Origin of the sequence: Flavobacterium hibisci, from assembly GCF_020026925.1 — a bacterium.
In the GTDB taxonomy this organism is placed as follows: Bacteria; Bacteroidota; Bacteroidia; order Flavobacteriales; family Flavobacteriaceae; genus Flavobacterium; species Flavobacterium hibisci.
In genome coordinates, this window is record NZ_JAIQDW010000007.1 from 106141 (window position 1) to 127418 (window position 21278).

A 21278-nucleotide genomic window follows, 5' to 3' on the forward strand; every position below is an offset into this window, starting at 1 on the left:
CACATTTCTTAAAAAAATGAAAGAATTAAGCTATTTAAACAAATATTTCATTAAGTACAAATACAGTTTTTCTTTTGGGATTTTAATCACTATAATCGCACAAATATTTTTCTTATTTACTCCAAAACTGGTTAGCCAATCTTTTGATACAATTGAAAAATTCCTGAAATTATCTGAAGCTGACAGGAAATCTTCAATAATTATTGGATATTACAAACAGGATTTAATCCATAATGTTCTGTTAATCATAGGAAGTGCAATTGTTGCCGGATTTTTAACCTTTTTAATGCGTCAGACTTTAATTGTAATGTCGCGTCATATCGAATTTGATTTAAAAAATGAGGTTTTTAACCAATATCAAAACCTTTCCCAAAATTTCTACAAGCAGAACCGAACAGGAGATTTAATGAACCGTATTAGTGAAGACGTTTCAAAAGTCCGTATGTATGTTGGGCCTGCTGTGATGTACACAATCAACACTTTTATACGTTTTGCCATTGTCATTATATATATGTATAATGTTTCCCCTTTATTGACCTTATATACTATTCTTCCTTTACCAATTCTTTCCTATTGTATTTTCAAATTAAGTTCAGAAATCAATAAACGAAGCACTACTTTTCAGCAATATTTATCTAAAGTTTCTAGTTTTACACAGGAAATATTTTCAGGTATCCGCGTTATCAAGGCTTATTCTTTAGAAAATCAACACCAGAACAACATGATTGCCTTGTCTGACGAAAGCAAAAGCAAAAGTTTAAGCCTGGCAAGAGTCCAGTCGCTGTTTGGTCCTTTAATGATTGCCCTTATCGGAATTAGTAATCTGGTTGTAATCTATTTTGGAGGCGTTATGTATATCAATGGAAGTATTCCAAATATAGGAACCATTGCCGAATTTATTTTATACGTCAATATGCTGACCTGGCCTGTTGCTTCTTTAGGCTGGGTTTCATCAATGGTTCAGGAGGCAGAAGCCTCTCAAAAACGTTTAAATGAATTTTTAAAAATTGAACCTGAAATCAAAAACACCAATCCAAATTCATCAGATATTCAGGGCTCAATTGCTTTTGAAAATGTAAGTTTCACTTATGAGGACACTAATATTGAGGCCTTAAAAAACATAACGTTTTCAGTCAAAAATGGAGAAACACTGGCTATTTTAGGGAAAACCGGTTCCGGAAAATCAACTATATTATCTTTAATTTCGCGTTTGTACGATGTTACCGAAGGGAAAATCACAATTGACGGCAATGAAATCAGTACTTTGAATCTGAATGACTTAAGAAACAACATCGGAATTGTACCTCAGGATGCCTTTCTATTTTCGGATACTATCAAAAATAATATCAAATTTGGCAACCAGAATGCAACCGATGAACAAGTAATTGAGGCTGCAAAAAATGCAGTGGTACACGATAACATTATTGCTTTCAATAAACAATACGATACTATTTTAGGAGAAAGAGGTATCACGCTTTCCGGTGGACAAAAACAGCGTGTTTCAATTGCCCGCGCAATTATTAAAGACCCTGCTATTTTGCTTTTTGACGACTGTCTTTCAGCAGTTGACACAGAAACCGAAGAAACAATTCTAAACAATTTATTTGAAATCTGCAAAAACAAAACAACCATAATTGTAAGTCATCGTGTTTCTTCTGCAAAAAATGCTGACAAAATTATTATTTTAGAAGATGGGCAAATCATACAACAAGGTTCTCATAATCAATTAATAAATCAGGAAGGCTATTATTCAGCGTTATATTTAAAACAACTTTCGGAAAAAGAATTACTTTAAATGTTGCGTAATAGATAATTTTTTATGATTTTTGATTACTATTAATTCCAAAATGATAGAACGTATTATGAGAGAAAACGACATGTTAGAAAAAGAAGAGATTTTTTCTAAAGTATTACGAGCAGGAAGAAGAACTTATTTCTTTGATGTGAGAGCGACTAAAGCTGACGATTATTATATCACTATTACTGAAAGCAAAAAATTTACTGAAGAGGATGGTTCTTTTCATTTTAAAAAACACAAAATTTACCTGTACAAAGAAGATTTTAGCTCATTTGCTGAAATTTTAGACGAAATGACTTCTTATGTCCTGAACCACAAAGGAGAAGAAGTAATCTCTGAAAGACATCAAAAAGATTTTAAAAAAGAATATAGTTCTGATAAAGCGGAAGGGCAAAGATCAAGCTTTACAGATATAGACTTTGACGATATTTAATTCCATATAACTTTTCGAAAAGTACGAGTCCAATATGTTCAGCATTTTGGACTTTTTTTATATATTTAAGTTTTTAAAACTACTAGCTTTGAAAACATTAACCACAAGATTACTTTATTGTTTATTATTTACGCTATTAATAAGTTCAATATCTTACAGCCAAAAATCAGATTTAAACGTTGAAAAAAAGATAGACAAGGTTATAAAAAACATGACTTTGGAACAAAAAATCGGTCAGGCATGTCTGAAAGGAACTTCCAGCCGAAGCAAAGGATTGTCTGAGGAACTTAAAAAAGAAGTCCGAATGGGATTGGTTGGAGCCATTTTAAACCTTACAGATCCTGATCTCGTTCTTCAAATACAAAAAATTGCAGTAGAAGAAAGCCCAACACACATTCCGCTATTGTTTGGCAGGGATGTCATTCACGGATACAAAACTATTTTCCCAATTCCCTTAGGATTAGCTGCATCCTGGAATATGGAATTGGTTGAAAAAACCTCAAAAATTGCGGCTAATGAATCCTATTCAAGATGCATCAACTGGACATACGCCCCAATGGTTGATATTGCCAGGGATGCCCGTTGGGGAAGAATTGCAGAATCCCCGGGTGAAGACCCTTTATTGGCATCCCGATTAGGAACTGCTTACATCAAAGGATTTCAGGGAAATGATCCTTCTGTTCCAGGTCAAATTTTAGCATGCGCTAAACATTTTGCAGCCTATGGTGCCGCAGAAGGAGGAAGAGACTACAATACTGTCAGCATGGCTGAATCCTTACTTCGAAATGTGTATTTAAAACCTTTTGAAGCAGCAGCAAAATCCGGCGCAGCAACTTTTATGAGTTCATTTAATGACCTTAACGGAATTCCGGCTTCAGGAAATGGATTTTTACTAAAGAAAATTTTACGTGAAGAATGGAAATACGATGGTTTTGTGGTGAGTGACTGGAATTCGGTTACAGAAATGATTCCACATGGTTATGCCGCTGATGAAAAAGACGCTGCTCTTAAATCTGCATCTGCCGGATTAGATATGGAAATGACCAGTTTGTCCTACGCAAATCATTTAAAAACACTCATTGCCGAAAAGAAAGTGTCTGAAAAGCAATTAGATGAAATGGTACGCAACATCCTTAGAATAAAATTAAGGGCCGGAGTTTTTGACAATCCGTATTTTAAAGACCGTGAAAAATTCTCTTTATTGAATGCAGATGCCTTACAAACTGCGAGAACAGCTGCTAGTAAAAGCTGCGTTTTATTAAAAAATGAAAATCAGATTTTGCCTTTAAAACCGAATCAAAAAATTGCCGTAATTGGTCCATTAGCAGATGCTCCAAGAGAACAATTAGGAACATGGATTTTTGATGGCAACAAAGCAGATTCTCAAACACCTCTTAAAGCTTTACAAAATAGTTTTGGAGACAATAATGTATTTTATGCTTCCGGACTTTCACATAGCCGTTCCTTATCTGAAGAAGGTTTTGCATTGGCAGTTGAAGCAGGTAAGAAATCAGATGTTATTTTGTTTTTTGCCGGAGAAGAAGCGATTCTTTCAGGCGAAGCACATTCACGAGCAAATATTAATCTGCCGGGTTTACAAGAAAAACTAATAACCGAATTACAAAAAACAGGAAAACCAATAGTCGTAATCATAATGGCAGGAAGACCGATAACTTTAGGAGCTGTTTTACCAAAAGCAAACGCATTGATTATGGCCTGGCATCCGGGAACTATGGCTGGACCGGCAATTTCTGATATAGTATTGGGAGTAGTAAATCCATCTGGAAAACTGCCTGTAACCTGGCCAAAAGAAGTTGGTCAGATTCCGATTTATTACAATCATCCCAACACAGGAAGACCCGCAGACCCAAAAACTTTTGTGGCTATTCAGGATATTCCAGTTGAAGCATGGCAAAGTTCTTTAGGAAACAATTCGCATTATCTGGATGCGGGTTACGAGCCTCAGTTTCCTTTTGGATTTGGATTGAGCTATACCTCTTTCTCCTATGACAATTTAAAAATCGAAAAAACAGTCCTAAAGAATAATAATAGCGAAAAATTAAATATTTCTGCTGTTATTACCAATACAGGGAACCATACAGGAACAGAAACCGTTCAATTGTACATTCGTGATATTACAGCAAGTATTGTCAGACCTGTCAGGGAGCTTAAAGATTTTGTACAAATCGAATTAAAACCGCAGGAATCTAAAACGATAAACTTTTCAATCCCTGTTTCAGACCTTGCCTTTTATAATGATAAAATGGAACTAAAAACAGAACCGGGTGATTTTAAAGCCTGGATCGCTTCGCATGCTGAAAATGGCCTGGAAGGTGATTTTAAAATTGAATAAAATAATTTATATATGAAGAAAATAGCGTTTTTACTTAGTTTTTTTATTGTTGGACTTTCCTCTTTTGCTCAGAAATCAGAATATGAGGTAAAAGAAAACATTCAGTATTATAATGCAGCCACCAATAAATCTGATTCTTATATTAATGAAAGATGTGTTTTAGACATCTATTATCCAAAAAACTCCAAGGGATTTGCTACGATAGTCTGGTTTCACGGAGGCGGATTAACTGGTGGCAGCAAAGAAATCCCTGAAGCATTAAAAAACAAAGGTTTTGCTATTATTGGGGTTAATTACAGATTATCTCCAAAAGTAAAAGCAGCTAAATGTATTGAAGATGCAGCTGCAGCTATAGCATGGGCTTTTAATAATATGGCAGCCTACGGAGGTGACACTTCTTCAATTTTTGTTTCAGGACATTCTGCCGGCGCTTACCTGGCATTGATGACTGGCCTGGATAAAAAATGGCTTCAAAAAGAAAATCTTGATGCCAATAAAATAGCTGGATTAATTCCGTTTAGCAGCCAATGCATTACCCATTTTGAAATTAGAAGAGAAAACGGAATTCCTGAAAAACAACCCACAATTGATACTTTTGCCCCTTTATTTCATGTTCGTGCAGATGCTCCTCCTGTTTTATTAATTACCGGAGATCGTGAACTGGAAATGTTAGGCCGATATGAAGAAAACGCTTATATGGAACGCATGATGAAACTTGTTGGACATAAACAAATCAAACTTTTTGAATTGGACGGATATGGACACAGTATGACTGAACCTGGTTTTCCATTATTGGCAAACGAAGTAAACCGCATTATAAAAGAAAAACAACCTAAAAAATAATTATTAAAAAAATCCACGGCAATGGAGACACAACTATTAATTTTACCCGGACTTGGAAATTCAGGAGAAAAACACTGGCAGACCTTTTGGCATAAAAAATTTAAAAATTCAATACGTCTGAATCAGGACAACTGGGATGAACCAGTTCTGAAAGAGTGGATTTCACGATTAAACGAAGGAGTTTCAAAACTGGAAAATCCAACGATTTTAGTTGCACATAGTCTAGCTGTTTCTTTGGTTTTACATTGGGCTGAAAACAATTCTAATCAAAATATAATCGGTGCTTTATTGGTTGCTCCTGCAGATGTTGATTCGCCAGAGCATACACCAGATGTTATTCGAAATTTTTCGCCAATGCCGCTTTATCAATTGCCATTTCCTTCAATTGTAGTGGCGAGCGAAAATGACCCATATGCTTCTTTTGAAAGAAAAAAATATTTTGCAGAAAAATGGGGAAGCGATTTTGTAAATGTTGGAGAGCAAGGACATATCAACTCTGATTCTGATTTAAAATATTGGGAAGAAGGACAATTGATTTTGAAACAGCTAATAGATAAAATAAAATAATTTTAAAGATTTTCAGTCTCAGCTTTTACGCTGCGACTGAAAATTATTTAACCTATTCGCATACCATTTTCTATTTTAAAATCGGGAGCTAATAAAATTACGTCTCCCTCCTCACCTACAGCTCCCAATACCAGACATTCACTCATAAATTTTCCGATTTGTTTTTTAGGAAAATTTACAACAGCCACAATCTGACGATTGAGCAAATCTTCTTTTTGATAACGCTTTGTAATTTGTGCCGATGATTTTCGAATACCAATTTCAGTACCAAAATCAATGGTAAGCTGATAGGCTGGTTTTCTCGCTTCAGGAAAATCATTTATCTCGATTATGGTTCCAACACGCATGTCTGTTCTTTCAAATTCGTTCCAGGTTAAATCCATTTTCTTAGTGTTTATTTACAAACCTATTAATTTTGTAATTAAATCATACTAATTTTATAACCCTTTTTTTTCCTGTGCTTTTAATTTTACAAAATATATTATTAAGCCAATTAAAAAGATATAGAAATGGAAAATAGTGTTACTTACAAGAATACATCTCTTAGAGATTCAGATTTTGATATCCAATTTCAAAACTCAGATAAATATATTGAAACTGCTCAAAATGTAAAACTTTATGTGAGAGATTATGGAAAAGGAAAACCGGTAATCCTGATTCATGGATGGCCGCTTTCTAACGAAATGTGGGAATATCAAATTGAATTTTTGGTTCAGAATAACTTTAGGGTAATCGCATATGACCGCCGTGGTTTCGGTAAGTCATCTCAGCCTTGGGATGGCTATGATTATGATACTCTGGCAGATGATTTAAGTGAAATTATCAATCAGCTTCAATTAGAAAATGTTACACTGGTTGGCTTTTCTATGGGAGGTGGTGAAGTTGTACGTTATTTTAGCCGCCATGGTGGCAAAGGCGTTAAAAAAGCAGCTTTAATTTCATCCATTATTCCCTTCTTGTTAAAGACAGACGACAATCCTGAAGGACGTCCTAAAGAAAAAGGGGAAGCAACCGCAGCCGCAATCAGAGAAGACAGAATAGGGTTTCTGGAGAATTTTGGAAAAACTTTTTTTGGTGTTAATATTATCAATAAACCTTTGAGTACGCCTTTACTGGAATATTATAGAAATCTATGTTCGGCAGCTTCTCCAAGGGCAACGCTAAAATGTGCCGAAGCTTTATCCAATACAGACTTCAGAGATGAATTACACACTATAAAAGTCCCTACTTTAATCATTCATGGAGATGATGATAAAAATGTTCCTATTGAAGTGAGTTCACAAAAAACTGCTGAAGCGGTAACTAACAGCACTTTTATAGTTTATGAAGGAGCACCACACGGATTATTTTACACTGAAAAAGACCGGCTAAACGAAGACTTGCTAAACTTTTTAAATTCATAAAATTTAAAAAATATCCAAAGAACTTTATTAAAAATTTCTTTGGGTATTTTTTTACAGTTGTACAGTTTCTTTTAAAGAATTTAAAGTTATTTTTGAAGAACTAATTCTTTAGAAAATGGCACGAACTCCTTCAAATATGATTCCTCTTGGAACTATTGCTCCTAACTTCAATCTCAAAGATACCAATTCAAATAATGAATATTCTTTTGAAGATTTAAAAGGATCAAAAGGTACACTTGTCATTTTTATGTGCAATCACTGCCCTTTTGTTCTTCACGTAATCAAAGAAGTTGTTATGATTGCTAATGACTATCGTGTTCAGGGAATTGGTATCATTGCTATTTCCAGTAATGATATTGAGAAATACCCACAGGATTCACCTGAAATGATGACTCAGTTTGCTTTTGAAAACAAAATAGACTTTCCCTATTTATTTGATGAAACCCAGGAAGTGGCAAAAGCTTATGATGCTGCGTGTACACCAGATTTTTATTTATTTGACAATCAGAACCGATTGTTTTACAGAGGTCAGTTAGATGATTCAAGACCCGGAAACGGAATTCCGTTAAGCGGAAACGATTTAAGAAGCGCGATTGATGCATTGATTTACAACAGGAGCTTAAATGAAATTCAAAAACCAAGCATAGGCTGTAACATCAAATGGAAATAGTTATTATCTAATCCGTTTTCCTTATCTTTACATTCCATCAAATTTTGTGATCGTGAATATTATGTTACTTATAGCATCCGTATTATTGTTTTCTTTTGAGAGAAAACCAATTGCGGCTATAATTATTTCACACAGCAAGGCCTTTATTAATTAGGCCTCCGTCTATTTCATTTTTTCTTCTTTCAGACGGAGGATTTTTACCAAATTATTTTTCTATTGAGAGATTTTCATCTTTCAAATAAAGAGAAATTCAATCAAACAATATATTAAGTTTCAGTTAGCACATTATTGCAAACTGGAATTTAACTTAATCAATTATTTTATCAATACTTAACATTAAATACTATGAAACCAACACCCATTTTCTGTAAAAAAGAGTATCAGTTCTTACGAGAGTTGATATTAAAAAGTAAAAATGATTCAAATGCAAAAGAAGCCGGGCTGCTTTCACAAGAATTAGACCGTGCCATCATCAGTGAAGAAAGCATTCTTGACAATTCGATTATCCGAATCAATTCGCATGTAACGATTGAAGATGTTAGATCAAATAAGCAAATGAAAATTCAAATTGTTTTGCCATCTTTAGCAAATGTACAAGAAAGAAAAATATCAATTTTAGCCCCTTTAAGCGTTGCTATAATTGGTTTTAAAGAAAACGATCAGGTAGATTGGGAATTACCTTCCGGAATAAAAACATTAAAAATAATTGAAGTAAACAATACCATTGTGTCCCATTCTTAATTTGCAAACACCTCATTTATGAAGGTGTTTTTTTTTGACTACAAACATCTAATGGTTTCATTGAAGCACCTAATCCTTCTTACAGTCATAAAATATAATTTATGTATAAAAAAAATCCCATCCGGAAAACCGAATGGGACATTATTAAGATAATAGAATGTGTCCTTATTTTACATCCATTAATTCTACGTCAAAAATAAGAGTCGCATGCGGAGGAATAACACCGCCTGCACCGCCTGGACCATAAGCCAAATCAGATGGAATTACAAAACGCGCTTTGTCTCCAACCTGTAATAAAGCAATACCTTCGTCCCATCCTTCGATAACCTGCCCAACTCCTAGTTTGAATTCGATTGGTTTTTTTCTCGGGTAAGAAGAATCAAAAACTTTTCCGTTTTCCAAAGATCCTTCGTAGTGTACAGAAACTGTTTTCCCTGCCTCTGCTTTTTTACCTTCTCCTTTTTGAATCATTTTATAACGTAAACCACTTTCTGTTTTATCAAAACCTGCAGCTAATTGTTCCATTTTTGCTTCAGATTCTGCTTTTAAAGCTGCCTCACGCTTTAGACGAGCTCCTTTTAAACCAATAAAAGCTTCAATAGCATTCCATTTTTGAGCTTCTTCACCAACTCTGATAATTTCTAATGTTTCAAGAGCATCACCCTGAGCAACAGCATCTACGACATCCTGACCTTCGATAACGTGTCCAAAAACAGTATGTTTGTTGTCTAACCATGAAGTTGGAACGTGCGTAATGTAAAACTGAGAACCATTGCTTGCAGGTCCTGAGTTTGCCATTGCCAAAACGCCCGGACGATCGTGTTTTAAACTTGGGTGAAATTCATCATCAAATTTGTATCCCGGATCACCAGTTCCTGTACCTTTAGGACAACCACCCTGAATCATAAAATCAGGTATAACTCTGTGAAAAGTTAAACCGTCATAGAATTTTTGTCCCTGAGGTTTCACTTTATTTTCCATATTTCCTTCTGCAAGAGCGACAAAATTCCCTACAGTTCCCGGTGTTAAATCGTGTGTCAGTTTTACTAAAATCGAACCTTTACTAGTGTTGAATTTAGCGTATATTCCGTTTTCCATTGTTGTTATTTTTTAATTGAACGCAAATTTACAAATTAATTTTATATCAATTTGCCTTTCTATTTTTTAGATTTTGATTTATAAGTGAGTCCGTAAACTGTCAATGCCAATATTGACAAGCCCACACATCCGATAGTTACCGCGTGCCATCCGCCTAGTTTCCATAGCAACAATCCATAAGCTGATCCGGCAGCTGTTCCTAAAAAGCTAAACGACATAAAAACCGTATTTAATCTGTTTCTGGCCTCAGGGAGCAACGAATAAACCCGGGTTTGATTTGAAATATGAACACCCTGGATTCCGATGTCAATAAACACGATTCCAATTGCAATTCCGATAACGCTTTCAATAGAGAAATAAAAAATCAAAAAACTGATTAGTATCAGCAAACATCCATAACCAACTGCGACCCTTGATCCTCCTTTGTCCCCCATTTTTCCGACTAATGGCGCAGCCAAAGCTCCGGAAGCCCCAACAATTCCGAATAAACCAATTGTTGCACTATTAAAATGAAACGGTTCCCCCGAAAGCAATAAAACCATCGTAGTCCAGAAAGCTCCAAACTGAGCAAAACTAAAAACATTGATTAACGTCGCTTCGCGCAATACAGGCTGGGTTTTTATAAGAGTAAAAAGAGATTGGATTAATTGACCATAAGATCCCTGAAACTGGGGTTTATTGACAGGAAACTTATTCTGAATCACAAAAAATATCAAAAGGCAAATTGCGGCAGCAATAAAAAACATCGATCTCCAGCCTAAAACCTGACCGATGAATCCGCTTAATGTTCGCGAAAGCAAAATCCCGACTAAAAGTCCGCTCATAATAGTTCCGACGACTTTTCCTCTTTCTTCAGGCGCGCTTAAAGAAGCTGCCAGAGGCAAAATAAGCTGGGGTACTATTGAAGTGATCCCGATAAGCAGTGAAGCAATTTGTAATATAAGGAAACTTTTTGCCGTGGCTGCAATCAACAACGCAATTACAGAAGCAAAAGTGGTGATTAAGATTTGTTTTTTTCGTTCGATTTTATCTCCCAACGGAACCATAAAAAACAAGCCTATAGCATATCCTGCCTGCGTTAGGTAGGTTATTGTCCCTGCATTGGCTTCAGGAATTTTAAATTCATTGGCTATTAAAACAATTAAAGGCTGGCAGTAATACAGATTTGCAACTATGAGTCCAGTGCAGGCTGCCATAAACAAGACATTCGTTTTGGATAAATTCATTTTGCAAAAATACCAATCTAATTTTTATCCAAACTTTAAAAAATGTATAATTTTTCGAATGTTCAGACTAATCAGATTGGTGTTTTAGAAATCGCATTGATTTACTATTTCATGAAGTCTTCACGCATTGGACTAAAAACATCTGTCAGCATGCCTTCTTCTAAACACAAAACACCATGAATTGCATGAGGCCGAATGTAAAAGCTGTCTCCTTCTTTCAGCGTTTTTGTAATCCCGTTAATGGTAACATCAAACCTGCCTTTTGCCACATAAGTAACCTGCGTGTGATAATGTTCATGCAAAGCACCAATAGCACCTTTTTCGAAATGTACATTTACCAGCATAACGCGATTATCAAAAGCTAAAATTTTACGTTTTACACCTTCTCCAACCACTTCCCATTGAATTTCCTCACCAAAAAGAAACTCTTTACTTGCAACAGAATTTTCCATATTATTATTTCATTTTATAATACAAAAATAACATTTAGTATTGCAACTGTGGGTAATTTAATTATTAATCTAATTTTAAAACTGATTTTCAAAATCTTTTATAAAAAGTTGCATTGCCTCTAAAGTTTGTGAGTTAATCATCTTGCCTTCCTCATCAATTTTGCCCCGAACACCCTGAATTAATAGTGAATCATCATTTTCGAACTTCGCCTCTAATGTTTTCATTATCAACAAAAGCTGCTGATGCCCCATTTCGCCGGATGCGGAAGCAGTAATTAGTCCCGTTTTTTTATTTGCAAAAACTGTTGTGGAAACACACCATTCCAGCGCATTTTTTAAGCTCCCCGGTAAACTAAAAACATATTCAGGCGTACAGATTAGTATGCCGTCTGCCTGTGCGATTTTGTTTCTGAAAGAAATAACTTTTTCAGGTGGAGACTCATTGTCTAAATCCGGATTGAAATGTGGAAGCTCTTCTAAATCTTCAAAAATTTCAACTTCAAATTCTCTGTTTATATTCTCAGAAATAAATTTGAGGATTTTGAAATTGCTTGAATTCTTTCTTGTACTTCCGGTGATGGCAAAGATTTTTATTGACATTTTATTTATATCAAATATTTAAAAACTGTTTGATTTGTAAATATAATAAAGGGAAAACATTCTTTAAAGTGTTACTACAAAAAGTATTTATTGAACAACGCTAATGTCTTTATTCATTAATTCGAGTTCCTGCAATAAATTATTTTTTTCAAAATATTTTTTCAGCTCTGTGAGTCTTTTTTTGTTGTCATATTTTATACCTGAATTTAATTTTCTCTGACAAACAGAACATAATCTTGCAGAATTTTTGTCTGTTTCACTCATGCTATTGGTTCCATTCATTACACAATCTGCAAAAATGCAATGGTGCAAACCAAACATATGACCAATTTCATGGGAACTTATTTTAAGAAGTCTGGACAAACACAAATTAAAATTTTCCTGGGTCAGTTTTCCGTCCTGTAATCTGTAAATAGAACTTACCCCTACTTTATCACGATAAGAGGCCAGTCCGAAAACGAAATTCCATTCCGGTTTAGGATACAAATCAACTTCCGTCAATCCCATAAGCGCAATCCTTTTTAAAGGCTTGTCTTTTTTCAAAACATTATCCAAAATGTATCCTGCCAAAAACTGCTGGTTATTTTCGTATCCAATTCTCTGCGCAGATTCAGGAATAACATCATTAGAAACTGTTTCCAAAATTTTTGTTTTTAACTGAAAATAAATTTCCAGATATTCCCTTAACAATTCTATTTGTTTATTTTGCAAAGAATTAAAATTTCCAATAGGTCTTATATAAATAATATTGGATTCACTGGTTGGAACAATATGTTTTGAATTCATGAATTGCTCAAAAGTCTGACCTTTTTCTTTATGAGAATAAAGCCAATCGCCTTCAACAGGTTTTGTTAATTCAACATCATTTTTTTTGATTTGGTCGAAATATTGATTCCCTTCCTGTTTAATACATGTAGTACAGAAAATTATGATTATAAAAAGTGCTGTTTTTTTCATTTAGATTTGGATTGGTGAACCAAAAGTAAATAATCGAACTCTGAAAACCGTAATTATTTATAAAATTTTTCTTATTCAACAGATGGTTATTCTACTTTTTTTGTATTCTTTATTGCACAATACCAAAACTTCAGTCATAATATATCTGATGATTCCATCAAACATTCTTTAAAAAAGGAATGACTATCTTTGCACTCAAAATCGCAAAATGAAAGCAGCAGGTAATTCTGAGAAAAATAATTTACATCTTCGAAATTTACATCGTTCACGATATGATTTTGAGCTTCTTATTTCAAATTGTCCTGAACTAAAACCTTTTGTTTCCATCAACAAATATGCAATTGAAACAATTGATTTCAGCAACCCAATTGCGGTAAAAACGCTTAATAGAGCTTTGCTGCAAACCTATTATGATATTCAAAATTGGGATATTCCTGAAAATTATCTTTGTCCGCCCATTCCCGGAAGAGCTGATTATGTTCATTATTTAGCCGATTTACTTAGTGGATCCAACAATGGAAATATTCCTGTAGGATCTTCTGTTTTAGGACTGGATATTGGAACAGGAGCCAATTGTATTTATCCCATTTTAGGAAGTGCAATTTACGACTGGAGTTTTGTTGCGACCGATATTGATAAAAAAGCAATCGAAAACTGCAGTAAAATTATAGAAGCCAATCCGAAATTGATTGAAGCAATCAGTTTACAACAGCAAACAGAATCCCGTTTTATTTTTAAAAACATTATCACACCGGAAGACCGTTTTACTTTTACGATGTGTAATCCGCCTTTTCATGCTTCTGCAGAAGAAGCTAATAAAAGTACTCTAAGGAAAATATCAAATCTAAATCCGAAAAATAAAAAAAATGCTAAACCTGTTCTAAACTTTGGAGGTCAGCATGCAGAATTATGGTGCAACGGAGGCGAAATTAGTTTTATAACTCAAATGATTTACGAAAGTGTAAAATATGGTTCGCAGTGTTTGTGGTTTACAACCCTGGTTTCTAAAAAAGAGAATCTTTCAACCATTTACAAAACCTTAAAAAAACTAAACGCTGTAGCAATCAAAACTATTGATATGGCTCAGGGACAAAAAAACAGCCGGATTGTGGCCTGGAGTTTTTTGAAACCTACAGATCAGGAAAAGTGGTTTATTTAAAACACTGATTTTCAATCCAATTCTTGATTTTACAATTTGCTTTTGCTAAATTTAACCGAAACTATTTAGTATCAAATCTATGGCTGAATATATAGGCTATCTTGCATCAGTTTTATAGTTGGAGGTTTTTTGCTCAAAAATCTCAGAACAATCCGGTTGATTAATCTTTTTGGCTGTATCTGCTTTGTGATTTACGGCATCTTTTTAAAAGATTTCAGGGATTTTAATCAATGGCTTTTACCAGTAATTATTCCTAACGCCATTTTAGCTTTTGTACAGATTTATCACCTTACAGTCAAAAAATCATAAGCTTATAATTATGTTATTTTGAAACAAAATTCTGGAAGACATTCAATATTTGATTATTGTAATTTTATATTAAATACAATATATTATGACAAGATTCCTACTTAAATTTATGCTTTTGGTTATGCTTTTTGGGTGTGCTTCATCTAAAAAAGCAAAATTTGAAGACTATGTTTTCCACACTAAAAAAGAAAAACAAAGCTATCTAAACTCCTACGACAAAGCTTTAAAACTTTGGAATATTCCCTATACCGAAGAAAATATTAAAACCAGATTTGGAAATACACATGTAATAATTGCAGGTCCCAAAAACGGAAAAGATTTGGTATTGTTACACGGAATGGACGCCAGCTCAACAATGTGGTATCCAAACATTAAGGCTTTGGCAAAAAACCATCGAATATATGCCATCGATTTTCTGATGGAACCCGGAAAATCTAATCTGACTGCCAATCCTCTTGCTAAAGAAGAGATCGTTATGTGGTATAATGAAATTTTTGCACATTATAAGTTAAAGAAATTTGATATCGCAGGAGCATCACGTGGTGGCTGGATTGCAACATTACTGGCTGTTCAAAAAGAAAATCCTATTGATAAAATAGTCTTGTTAAGTCCTGCTCAAACCTTTAAATTTATTGATAAAATGGGTAAAACATCCTCAGCATTAATGCTAAAACTTTTTCCAAGCGAAAAAAAATTCGGAAAAACACTAAAGACTTTTTCAACCCATCCAGAAAAAATTGACCCTGCTTACAAAAGACAATTTTATTTAGCCAATAAATACGCCAAATCAAATTCAAGTATGCTAAAGATGACTCCTTTTTCTAATGATGAACTAAAATCAATTAAGAATCCGGTTTTGGTACTGATTGGCGACAAAGATGTAATCAATTCAGCAGAAAGTCTGGAAAAAGCAAAGGAATTTTTACCAAACGGCAAGACAAAAATAATCAAAGATGCAGGACATTTTTTGAGCATTGATCAGAGTAAAATGGTGAATGATGCCATGATTGACTTTTTAGAATAAGAACAACTTAACATTTAATAGCGTTCAAACTTGTATCTTTACAAAACTAATTTTTTCATAGCTAGAAATGAATTTTCAGGTATTCTCAGAATATAATCCAAAAGGAGATCAGCCTCAGGCAATCCAAAAACTTTCACAAGGTATTGTTGATGGTGAAAAATATCAAACTTTATTAGGAGTAACAGGTTCAGGTAAAACATTTACAATGGCCAATGTGATTCAGGAAGTGCAGAAACCTACTTTGGTTTTAGCACATAACAAGACTTTGGCAGCACAGTTATACTCCGAATTCAAACAGTTTTTCCCGAATAATGCTGTCGAATATTTTGTATCTTATTACGACTATTACCAGCCAGAAGCCTTTATGCCGGTAACGGGAGTTTTCATTGAAAAGGATTTATCTATCAATGAAGAACTGGAGAAAATGCGTTTAAGTACTACTTCTTCATTGCTTTCCGGACGCAGGGATATATTAGTAGTTGCTTCTGTTTCCTGTCTTTATGGTATTGGAAACCCTGTAGAATTTAAGAAAAATGTAATTGAAGTTTCAAGGGATCAGGTTATTTCGAGAACTAAATTACTGCACAGTCTTGTACAAAGTTTATATGCCCGGACAGAAGCCGATTTTAATCCCGGAACTTTCCGCATTAAGGGAGATATTGTAGAAGTATATCCAAGTTATGCTGATGATGCGTATCGAATTCACTTTTTTGGAGATGAAATTGAAGAAATTGAATCGTTTGATGTAAAAACATCACAGGTTATTGAAAAATTTAAAAGGCTGACGATTTATCCGGCCAATATGTTTGTGACTTCCCCAGACGTTCTTCAGGGCGCAATCTGGCAGATACAACAGGATTTGGTAAAACAAGTTGATTATTTTAAAGAGATAGGCAAACATCTGGAAGCGAAACGCCTGGAAGAAAGAACCAATTTCGATCTGGAAATGATTCGCGAATTAGGTTATTGCTCCGGAATTGAGAATTATTCCCGCTATCTTGACGGAAGAGAAGCCGGCACAAGGCCTTTCTGTCTGCTGGATTATTTTCCGAGTGATTATTTGATGGTAATAGACGAAAGTCACGTAACCGTTTCACAGGTTCACGCCATGTACGGAGGCGACAGAAGCCGAAAAGAAAATCTTGTGGAATATGGTTTCCGCCTACCTGCTGCAATGGACAACAGGCCTTTGAAATTTGAAGAATTCGAAGCCCTGCAAAATCAGGTGGTGTATGTTTCTGCAACTCCAGCTGATTACGAATTGCAAAAATCTGACGGTATTTATGTAGAACAGATTATCCGGCCTACCGGATTATTGGATCCGATCATTGAAGTGCGGCCAAGTCTGAACCAGATTGATGATTTAATTGAAGAAATTCAGGTACGCTGTGAATTAGACGAAAGGGTTCTCGTAACTACCTTAACCAAAAGAATGGCCGAAGAATTAGCCAAATATCTGACTAAAGTAAATGTTCGCTGCCGCTATATTCACTCCGAAGTAGATACTCTTGAACGAATCGAGATAATGCAGGATCTCCGAAAAGGAATTTTTGATGTATTGATTGGAGTAAACCTGCTTCGTGAAGGGCTCGATTTACCGGAAGTTTCGTTAGTAGCTATTTTGGATGCAGATAAGGAAGGTTTCCTACGTAATCACAGATCTTTAACCCAGACTATTGGACGTGCGGCCAGAAATATAAACGGAAAAGCGATTATGTATGCTGATAAAATAACAGCCAGTATGCAAAAAACGATTGATGAAACTAATTATCGCAGAACCAAACAAATTAATTTCAATACAGAAAACGGCATAACACCACAAGCCTTAAACAAAAAAATCGATTCAGCCTTTACTAAAAATCCTTTAGTCGAATACGAACTTGGCCATAACCTGCAAGCAGCCGCAGAACCCGAAGCAGCTTATTTATCAAAACCTGAATTAGAAAAATTGATTCGTGAAAAGCGCAAATCGATGGAAAAAGCGGCAAAAGACCTGGATTTTTTACAAGCTGCAAAACTACGTGACGATATTAAAAAGTTACAGGAACAACTTTCTTAGAAAGCTTCTTATTTCTTTCAAAAGCCTTAATTTTGCAGTTCTTAAAATATTTATCTTTTAATTTTTCTGATGCCTACAAATTTTGAAAATCATATTTCGGCAAGATTTCCGTTTCTGGAAAATAAAAAATTATTTCTTGCTGTTAGTAGCGGACTTGACAGTATGGTTTTACTGCATTTGTTTCAGCAATTAGATTATGAAATTGCAGTATTGCATTGTAATTTTCAGCTTCGCGGACTGGAAAGTTTAGGCGATCAGGATTTCATTCGAAATTACTGTAAAGAAAACAATATTTCCATTTTTACAACCCAGTTTGACACCGAAGCTTTTGCAAAAGATTACAAACTTTCAACCCAGATAGCAGCCAGAGAGTTGCGATATAATTGGTTTTACGAACTTTTGGAAACCCATAATTTCGATTATATCCTGACTGCCCATCACGCCGATGATAATCTGGAAACGTTTATGATTAATCTAAGCCGTGGCACAGGATTGGACGGTCTTGTTGGTATTCCCGAACAAAATGATAAAATTATACGTCCGCTTTTGCCTTTTTCAAGAGAAGAAATCCTAAAATATGCGAAAGGAAATAATATCCAATGGCGGGAAGACAGCAGCAATGCATCTGATAAATACCTTCGTAATAAAATTCGTCATGATTTAATCCCTGTTTTAAAGCAAATCAATCCTAATTTTCTGAAAGCTTTCCAGAAAACACAATCCTATTTGCGGGAATCTAATGAAATGGCCGAAGATGCTTCGATTATGATTTATCAGCAGGTAGCAAAAAAGGCAGGAGAAGAAATACATTTCGATTTAAACAAGCTTACAAAATTACCTAATTACAGATCGTATTTGTATGAATGGCTTAATGAATTTGGATTTCTGGCATGGAATGATATTTATGATCTAGTAGAAGGCCAATCAGGAAAACAAGTATTCTCTTCAGAGTTTCGATTGCTAAAAAACAGAGAAGCTTTGATTTTGAGTCCGTTAAATGATAACCCAGAAGAAAAAGAGGAGTTTGAAATCAATAAAAACGACACACAAATTAATTTTCCCTTAAATTTGAAGTTTTGTAACGTTAGTCACATAACTATAGAATCAAATAAGATTATATTTGTGGATGCTGAAAAAATCCAGTTCCCATTAATTTTGCGTAAATGGAAAGAAGGTGATTCTTTTCAGCCTTTTGGAATGAACGGAAAATCAAAAAAAATCAGTAAACTTTTTAAGGATGAAAAGTTATCGCTGATTGAAAAAGAGAACTCCTGGCTTTTATGCTCAAAAGACCAGATTGTATGGGTCGTCGGAATGAGGCAGGATGAAAGATTTAAAATAGAAAAAACCACAAAAAAAATACTTAAAATAGAACTGCAATAATGAACTTAAATCAATCCCGTCAGGCTGTATTATCAAGAAGCTTCCTAAGTACATCCATTTTATTTTTACTATTTTTCTTTTTTGCTTTTGCAAACAGTAACGCCCAAATCATAGAACCGGTAAAATGGACTTCTAAAATCGAAAAGAAATCAGAAACTAATTTTGTTTTAATTTTTGACGGAATTATAGAGAAAGACTGGCACATGTATTCCCAGTTTACACCAGAAGGAGGCCCATTGGCTTTAGAAATTTCCTTTAAAAATCAAAAAGGAAATTACAATTTAGTTGGCAAAGCCAAAGAAGGAAAAACTAAGACATCCTTTAACGATGTTTTTGAAGTAAACGAAACTTATTTTGAAGGGAAGGCACATATTGAGCAGGAAATTCAGATTATAAACCCTAATTTAAAAACTGTAGAAGTTGAATTTGATTTTCAGGTTTGTAAAGAAGTGTGCATCAATTCGAATAAAAAATTCTCAATTGCTATTCCGGCAACCTTTAAAATGGAAACAGTTCCTGCTGTAACTGAAGCTCAAAAAGATGAAACCAAAAGAGAAGGTTTAGCAGTTGATACAGTAGAAAAAGCAGCAGACTCTAAAGTAATTAAGTTAGAAAAAATAGATAATGCAACGGCACAAGTTGTAGATGATTTACAAAAGCCTACTCCGGCAAGAAGTTTATGGTCAATTTTTTTCCTTGCTTTCTTGGGCGGTTTTGCGGCATTATTTACGCCTTGTGTTTTTCCAATGATACCAATGACGGTAAGCTTTTTTACAAAACAAAGCAAAAGCAGGGCAAAAGGAATTCGTAATGCTATTATTTACGGACTTTCCATCATTGCTATTTATGTGATTTTAGGCTTAATTGTAACAAAGATATTTGGAGCAGATGCTCTGAATGCTTTATCAACAGATGTTTGGTTTAACCTGATTTTCTTCGTGATATTGGTCATTTTTGCGACCTCTTTTTTAGGTGCTTTCGAAATTATGCTTCCTAATTCATGGGCAAACAAAGCAGATCAGCAGGCAGATAAAGGTGGTATAATTGGTATATTGTTCATGGCCTTAGCTTTGGCTATTGTTTCATTCTCCTGTACAGGACCAATTGTTGGCACCTTATTAGTTGAAGCAGCTTCAAATGGAGGAATCGCTCCGGTTGTTGGAATGCTGGGATTCTCATCTGCATTAGCACTTCCGTTTATGTTATTTGCGATGTTTCCGGGATGGCTAAATTCATTACCAAAATCAGGAGGCTGGTTAAATACAGTAAAAGTTGTTCTTGGATTTTTAGAATTAGCTTTAGCTTTTAAATTTTTATCAAATGCCGATTTGGTTTTACAATTGCATTTTCTGGAAAGAGAAGTTTTTATAGCCATTTGGATTGCCATTTTTGGAGCATTGACATTATACTTATTCGGAAAAATCACATTGCCTCATGATAGTCCTTTACAGCATATTTCTGTTGGAAGATTGTATTTAGGATTGCTTACTTTGCTATTTACAGTTTATTTAATTCCGGGACTTTGGGGAGCTCCTTTGAAATTAATCAGCGCTTTTCCTCCACCACAAACCTATAGCGAAAGTCCGCTTGGCGTAGGTGGTTCAGGAAGTGGTAATAGTACAGCTTCATCTGAAAAAGATCTGCCAAAAGGGGCACAATCAGGACCACACGGAATTATGGTTTTTCATGATTATGAAGATGGTCTTGCTTATGCAAAATCAATCAATAAACCAATTATGCTTGATTTTACAGGATATGCCTGTGTAAATTGCAGAAAGATGGAAAACAATGTCTGGTCTGATGAAAGAGTTTTACCCATCTTGAAAAATGAGGTGGTTTTGATTTCTTTATATGTGGATGATAAAAGAGAATTACCGGCAGACAAACAATTTGTAACCGCTTCTGGTGACAAAATTGAAACGGTTGGAGATAAATGGACCGAGTTTATGATTTCAAAATACAAAACTAATACTCAGCCTTTATATGTTATAACTGATCTTAAAGGAAATAATCTGAACAGCTCAAAACCTACAATTAGCTATGTTGATGTTGAAGAATATTTGGTTTGGTTAAAAGAAGGAATTTCAAACTTTAAATAATTAGGTTATCATTAACTCTTTTTTATTTAGAGATGTCCTGAAAACCTGAGTGTCATAATCTAGCCCCGATAAAGGCGATATCCTTGTGGAGTTTACGGAACAAG

19 protein-coding genes are annotated in these 21278 nt (G+C 34.6%); 13 read left to right on the forward strand and 6 right to left on the reverse strand.

Annotation, left to right across the window (positions count from 1 at the left end; all coding sequences use genetic code 11):
• Nucleotides 1–16 precede the first annotated feature (16 nt).
• The 5 genes from K8B81_RS09285 (at nt 17) to K8B81_RS09305 (ending at nt 5994) form a co-directional block, all read left to right on the forward strand.
• A complete protein-coding gene (locus tag K8B81_RS09285) occupies nt 17–1795 on the forward strand; it encodes an ABC transporter ATP-binding protein (RefSeq protein WP_223681141.1) in 1779 nt (592 codons plus the stop codon).
• Between the two features lie 67 nt (nt 1796–1862).
• Nucleotides 1863–2231: a PUR family DNA/RNA-binding protein gene (locus K8B81_RS09290; RefSeq protein WP_223681236.1), complete on the forward strand. Its 369-nt coding sequence runs from the start codon at nt 1863–1865 to the stop codon at nt 2229–2231.
• Nucleotides 2232–2442: 211 nt separating this feature from the next.
• A complete protein-coding gene (locus K8B81_RS09295; RefSeq protein ID WP_223681237.1) occupies nt 2443–4584 on the forward strand; it encodes a glycoside hydrolase family 3 N-terminal domain-containing protein in 2142 nt (713 codons plus the stop codon).
• Nucleotides 4585–4596: 12 nt separating this feature from the next.
• Nucleotides 4597–5427: an alpha/beta hydrolase gene (locus K8B81_RS09300; RefSeq protein WP_223681143.1), complete on the forward strand. Its 831-nt coding sequence runs from the start codon at nt 4597–4599 to the stop codon at nt 5425–5427.
• A gap of 21 nt (nt 5428–5448) precedes the next feature.
• Entirely contained in the window at nt 5449–5994 is a 546-nt protein-coding gene (locus K8B81_RS09305; RefSeq protein ID WP_223681145.1) for an RBBP9/YdeN family alpha/beta hydrolase, read from the forward strand.
• A gap of 47 nt (nt 5995–6041) precedes the next feature.
• Here the strand turns inward: K8B81_RS09305 and K8B81_RS09310 are convergent, their stop codons facing one another.
• Nucleotides 6042–6377, reverse strand: coding sequence for a tRNA-binding protein (locus K8B81_RS09310; RefSeq protein WP_223681147.1), 336 nt, complete (start codon nt 6375–6377; stop codon nt 6042–6044).
• Between the two features lie 126 nt (nt 6378–6503).
• Here K8B81_RS09310 and K8B81_RS09315 point away from each other — a divergent pair, with 126 nt between their 5' ends.
• The 3 genes from K8B81_RS09315 to K8B81_RS09325 all read left to right on the forward strand — a co-directional run bounded on the left by K8B81_RS09315 (nt 6504) and on the right by K8B81_RS09325 (nt 8808).
• The gene (locus K8B81_RS09315) at nt 6504–7397 is read left to right on the forward strand and encodes an alpha/beta fold hydrolase (RefSeq protein ID WP_223681148.1); all 894 of its coding nucleotides are present in this window, start codon (nt 6504–6506) and stop codon (nt 7395–7397) included.
• Between the two features lie 115 nt (nt 7398–7512).
• Nucleotides 7513–8067, forward strand: coding sequence for a thioredoxin family protein (locus K8B81_RS09320; protein WP_223681151.1), 555 nt, complete (start codon nt 7513–7515; stop codon nt 8065–8067).
• Nucleotides 8068–8412: 345 nt separating this feature from the next.
• Nucleotides 8413–8808, forward strand: coding sequence for a GreA/GreB family elongation factor (locus tag K8B81_RS09325; RefSeq protein WP_223681153.1), 396 nt, complete (start codon nt 8413–8415; stop codon nt 8806–8808).
• Nucleotides 8809–8973: 165 nt separating this feature from the next.
• Here K8B81_RS09325 and K8B81_RS09330 read toward each other — a convergent pair whose 3' ends face one another.
• The 5 genes from K8B81_RS09330 to K8B81_RS09350 form a co-directional block, all read right to left on the reverse strand.
• Nucleotides 8974–9906 (reverse strand): peptidylprolyl isomerase, encoded by a 933-nt coding sequence (locus K8B81_RS09330; RefSeq protein ID WP_223681155.1) that lies wholly within the window; start codon nt 9904–9906, stop codon nt 8974–8976.
• 59 nt (nt 9907–9965) lie between these two features.
• Nucleotides 9966–11132 (reverse strand): MFS transporter, encoded by a 1167-nt coding sequence (locus K8B81_RS09335; RefSeq protein ID WP_223681157.1) that lies wholly within the window; start codon nt 11130–11132, stop codon nt 9966–9968.
• A gap of 104 nt (nt 11133–11236) precedes the next feature.
• Complete coding sequence (locus K8B81_RS09340; protein WP_223681159.1) at nt 11237–11584, reverse strand: cupin domain-containing protein; 348 nt, start codon at nt 11582–11584, stop codon at nt 11237–11239.
• A gap of 75 nt (nt 11585–11659) precedes the next feature.
• Entirely contained in the window at nt 11660–12184 is a 525-nt protein-coding gene (locus K8B81_RS09345; protein ID WP_223681161.1) for an NADPH-dependent FMN reductase, read from the reverse strand.
• A gap of 87 nt (nt 12185–12271) precedes the next feature.
• Nucleotides 12272–13141: an archaemetzincin gene (locus K8B81_RS09350; RefSeq protein WP_223681163.1), complete on the reverse strand. Its 870-nt coding sequence runs from the start codon at nt 13139–13141 to the stop codon at nt 12272–12274.
• A 208-nt stretch (nt 13142–13349) separates the two neighbouring features.
• Between K8B81_RS09350 and rlmF the strand changes: the two genes are divergently transcribed.
• The 5 genes from rlmF to K8B81_RS09380 all read left to right on the forward strand — a co-directional run bounded on the left by rlmF (nt 13350) and on the right by K8B81_RS09380 (nt 21174).
• Nucleotides 13350–14300 carry a 23S rRNA (adenine(1618)-N(6))-methyltransferase RlmF gene (gene rlmF, locus K8B81_RS09355; RefSeq protein WP_223681166.1) on the forward strand — a complete coding sequence of 317 codons (951 nt, stop codon included), beginning with the start codon at nt 13350–13352 and terminating at the stop codon, nt 14298–14300.
• Nucleotides 14301–14694: 394 nt separating this feature from the next.
• The gene (locus tag K8B81_RS09365; protein ID WP_223681167.1) at nt 14695–15633 is read left to right on the forward strand and encodes an alpha/beta fold hydrolase; all 939 of its coding nucleotides are present in this window, start codon (nt 14695–14697) and stop codon (nt 15631–15633) included.
• Between the two features lie 67 nt (nt 15634–15700).
• On the forward strand, nt 15701–17692 hold the full coding sequence (gene uvrB, locus K8B81_RS09370; protein ID WP_223681169.1) for an excinuclease ABC subunit UvrB: 1992 nt from the start codon (nt 15701–15703) through the stop codon (nt 17690–17692).
• 69 nt (nt 17693–17761) lie between these two features.
• Nucleotides 17762–19075 (forward strand): tRNA lysidine(34) synthetase TilS, encoded by a 1314-nt coding sequence (gene tilS, locus K8B81_RS09375; RefSeq protein ID WP_223681171.1) that lies wholly within the window; start codon nt 17762–17764, stop codon nt 19073–19075.
• Nucleotides 19075–21174: a protein-disulfide reductase DsbD family protein gene (locus K8B81_RS09380; RefSeq protein ID WP_223681174.1), complete on the forward strand. Its 2100-nt coding sequence runs from the start codon at nt 19075–19077 to the stop codon at nt 21172–21174. The genes tilS and K8B81_RS09380 overlap by 1 nt, the downstream gene beginning before the upstream one ends.
• The last annotated feature ends 104 nt before the right edge of the window (nt 21175–21278 follow it).

Coding starts and splice junctions, on each gene's coding strand:
- K8B81_RS09285 (WP_223681141.1), top strand. CDS start 17: ATGAAAGAATTAAGCTATTTAAACAAATATTTCATTAAGTACAAATAC.
- K8B81_RS09290 (WP_223681236.1), top strand. CDS start 1,863: ATGAGAGAAAACGACATGTTAGAAAAAGAAGAGATTTTTTCTAAAGTA.
- K8B81_RS09295 (WP_223681237.1), top strand. CDS start 2,443: ATGACTTTGGAACAAAAAATCGGTCAGGCATGTCTGAAAGGAACTTCC.
- K8B81_RS09300 (WP_223681143.1), top strand. CDS start 4,597: ATGAAGAAAATAGCGTTTTTACTTAGTTTTTTTATTGTTGGACTTTCC.
- K8B81_RS09305 (WP_223681145.1), top strand. CDS start 5,449: ATGGAGACACAACTATTAATTTTACCCGGACTTGGAAATTCAGGAGAA.
- K8B81_RS09310 (WP_223681147.1), bottom strand. CDS start 6,377: ATGGATTTAACCTGGAACGAATTTGAAAGAACAGACATGCGTGTTGGA.
- K8B81_RS09315 (WP_223681148.1), top strand. CDS start 6,504: ATGGAAAATAGTGTTACTTACAAGAATACATCTCTTAGAGATTCAGAT.
- K8B81_RS09320 (WP_223681151.1), top strand. CDS start 7,513: ATGGCACGAACTCCTTCAAATATGATTCCTCTTGGAACTATTGCTCCT.
- K8B81_RS09325 (WP_223681153.1), top strand. CDS start 8,413: ATGAAACCAACACCCATTTTCTGTAAAAAAGAGTATCAGTTCTTACGA.
- K8B81_RS09330 (WP_223681155.1), bottom strand. CDS start 9,906: ATGGAAAACGGAATATACGCTAAATTCAACACTAGTAAAGGTTCGATT.
- K8B81_RS09335 (WP_223681157.1), bottom strand. CDS start 11,132: ATGAATTTATCCAAAACGAATGTCTTGTTTATGGCAGCCTGCACTGGA.
- K8B81_RS09340 (WP_223681159.1), bottom strand. CDS start 11,584: ATGGAAAATTCTGTTGCAAGTAAAGAGTTTCTTTTTGGTGAGGAAATT.
- K8B81_RS09345 (WP_223681161.1), bottom strand. CDS start 12,184: ATGTCAATAAAAATCTTTGCCATCACCGGAAGTACAAGAAAGAATTCA.
- K8B81_RS09350 (WP_223681163.1), bottom strand. CDS start 13,141: ATGAAAAAAACAGCACTTTTTATAATCATAATTTTCTGTACTACATGT.
- rlmF (WP_223681166.1), top strand. CDS start 13,350: ATGAAAGCAGCAGGTAATTCTGAGAAAAATAATTTACATCTTCGAAAT.
- K8B81_RS09365 (WP_223681167.1), top strand. CDS start 14,695: ATGACAAGATTCCTACTTAAATTTATGCTTTTGGTTATGCTTTTTGGG.
- uvrB (WP_223681169.1), top strand. CDS start 15,701: ATGAATTTTCAGGTATTCTCAGAATATAATCCAAAAGGAGATCAGCCT.
- tilS (WP_223681171.1), top strand. CDS start 17,762: ATGCCTACAAATTTTGAAAATCATATTTCGGCAAGATTTCCGTTTCTG.
- K8B81_RS09380 (WP_223681174.1), top strand. CDS start 19,075: ATGAACTTAAATCAATCCCGTCAGGCTGTATTATCAAGAAGCTTCCTA.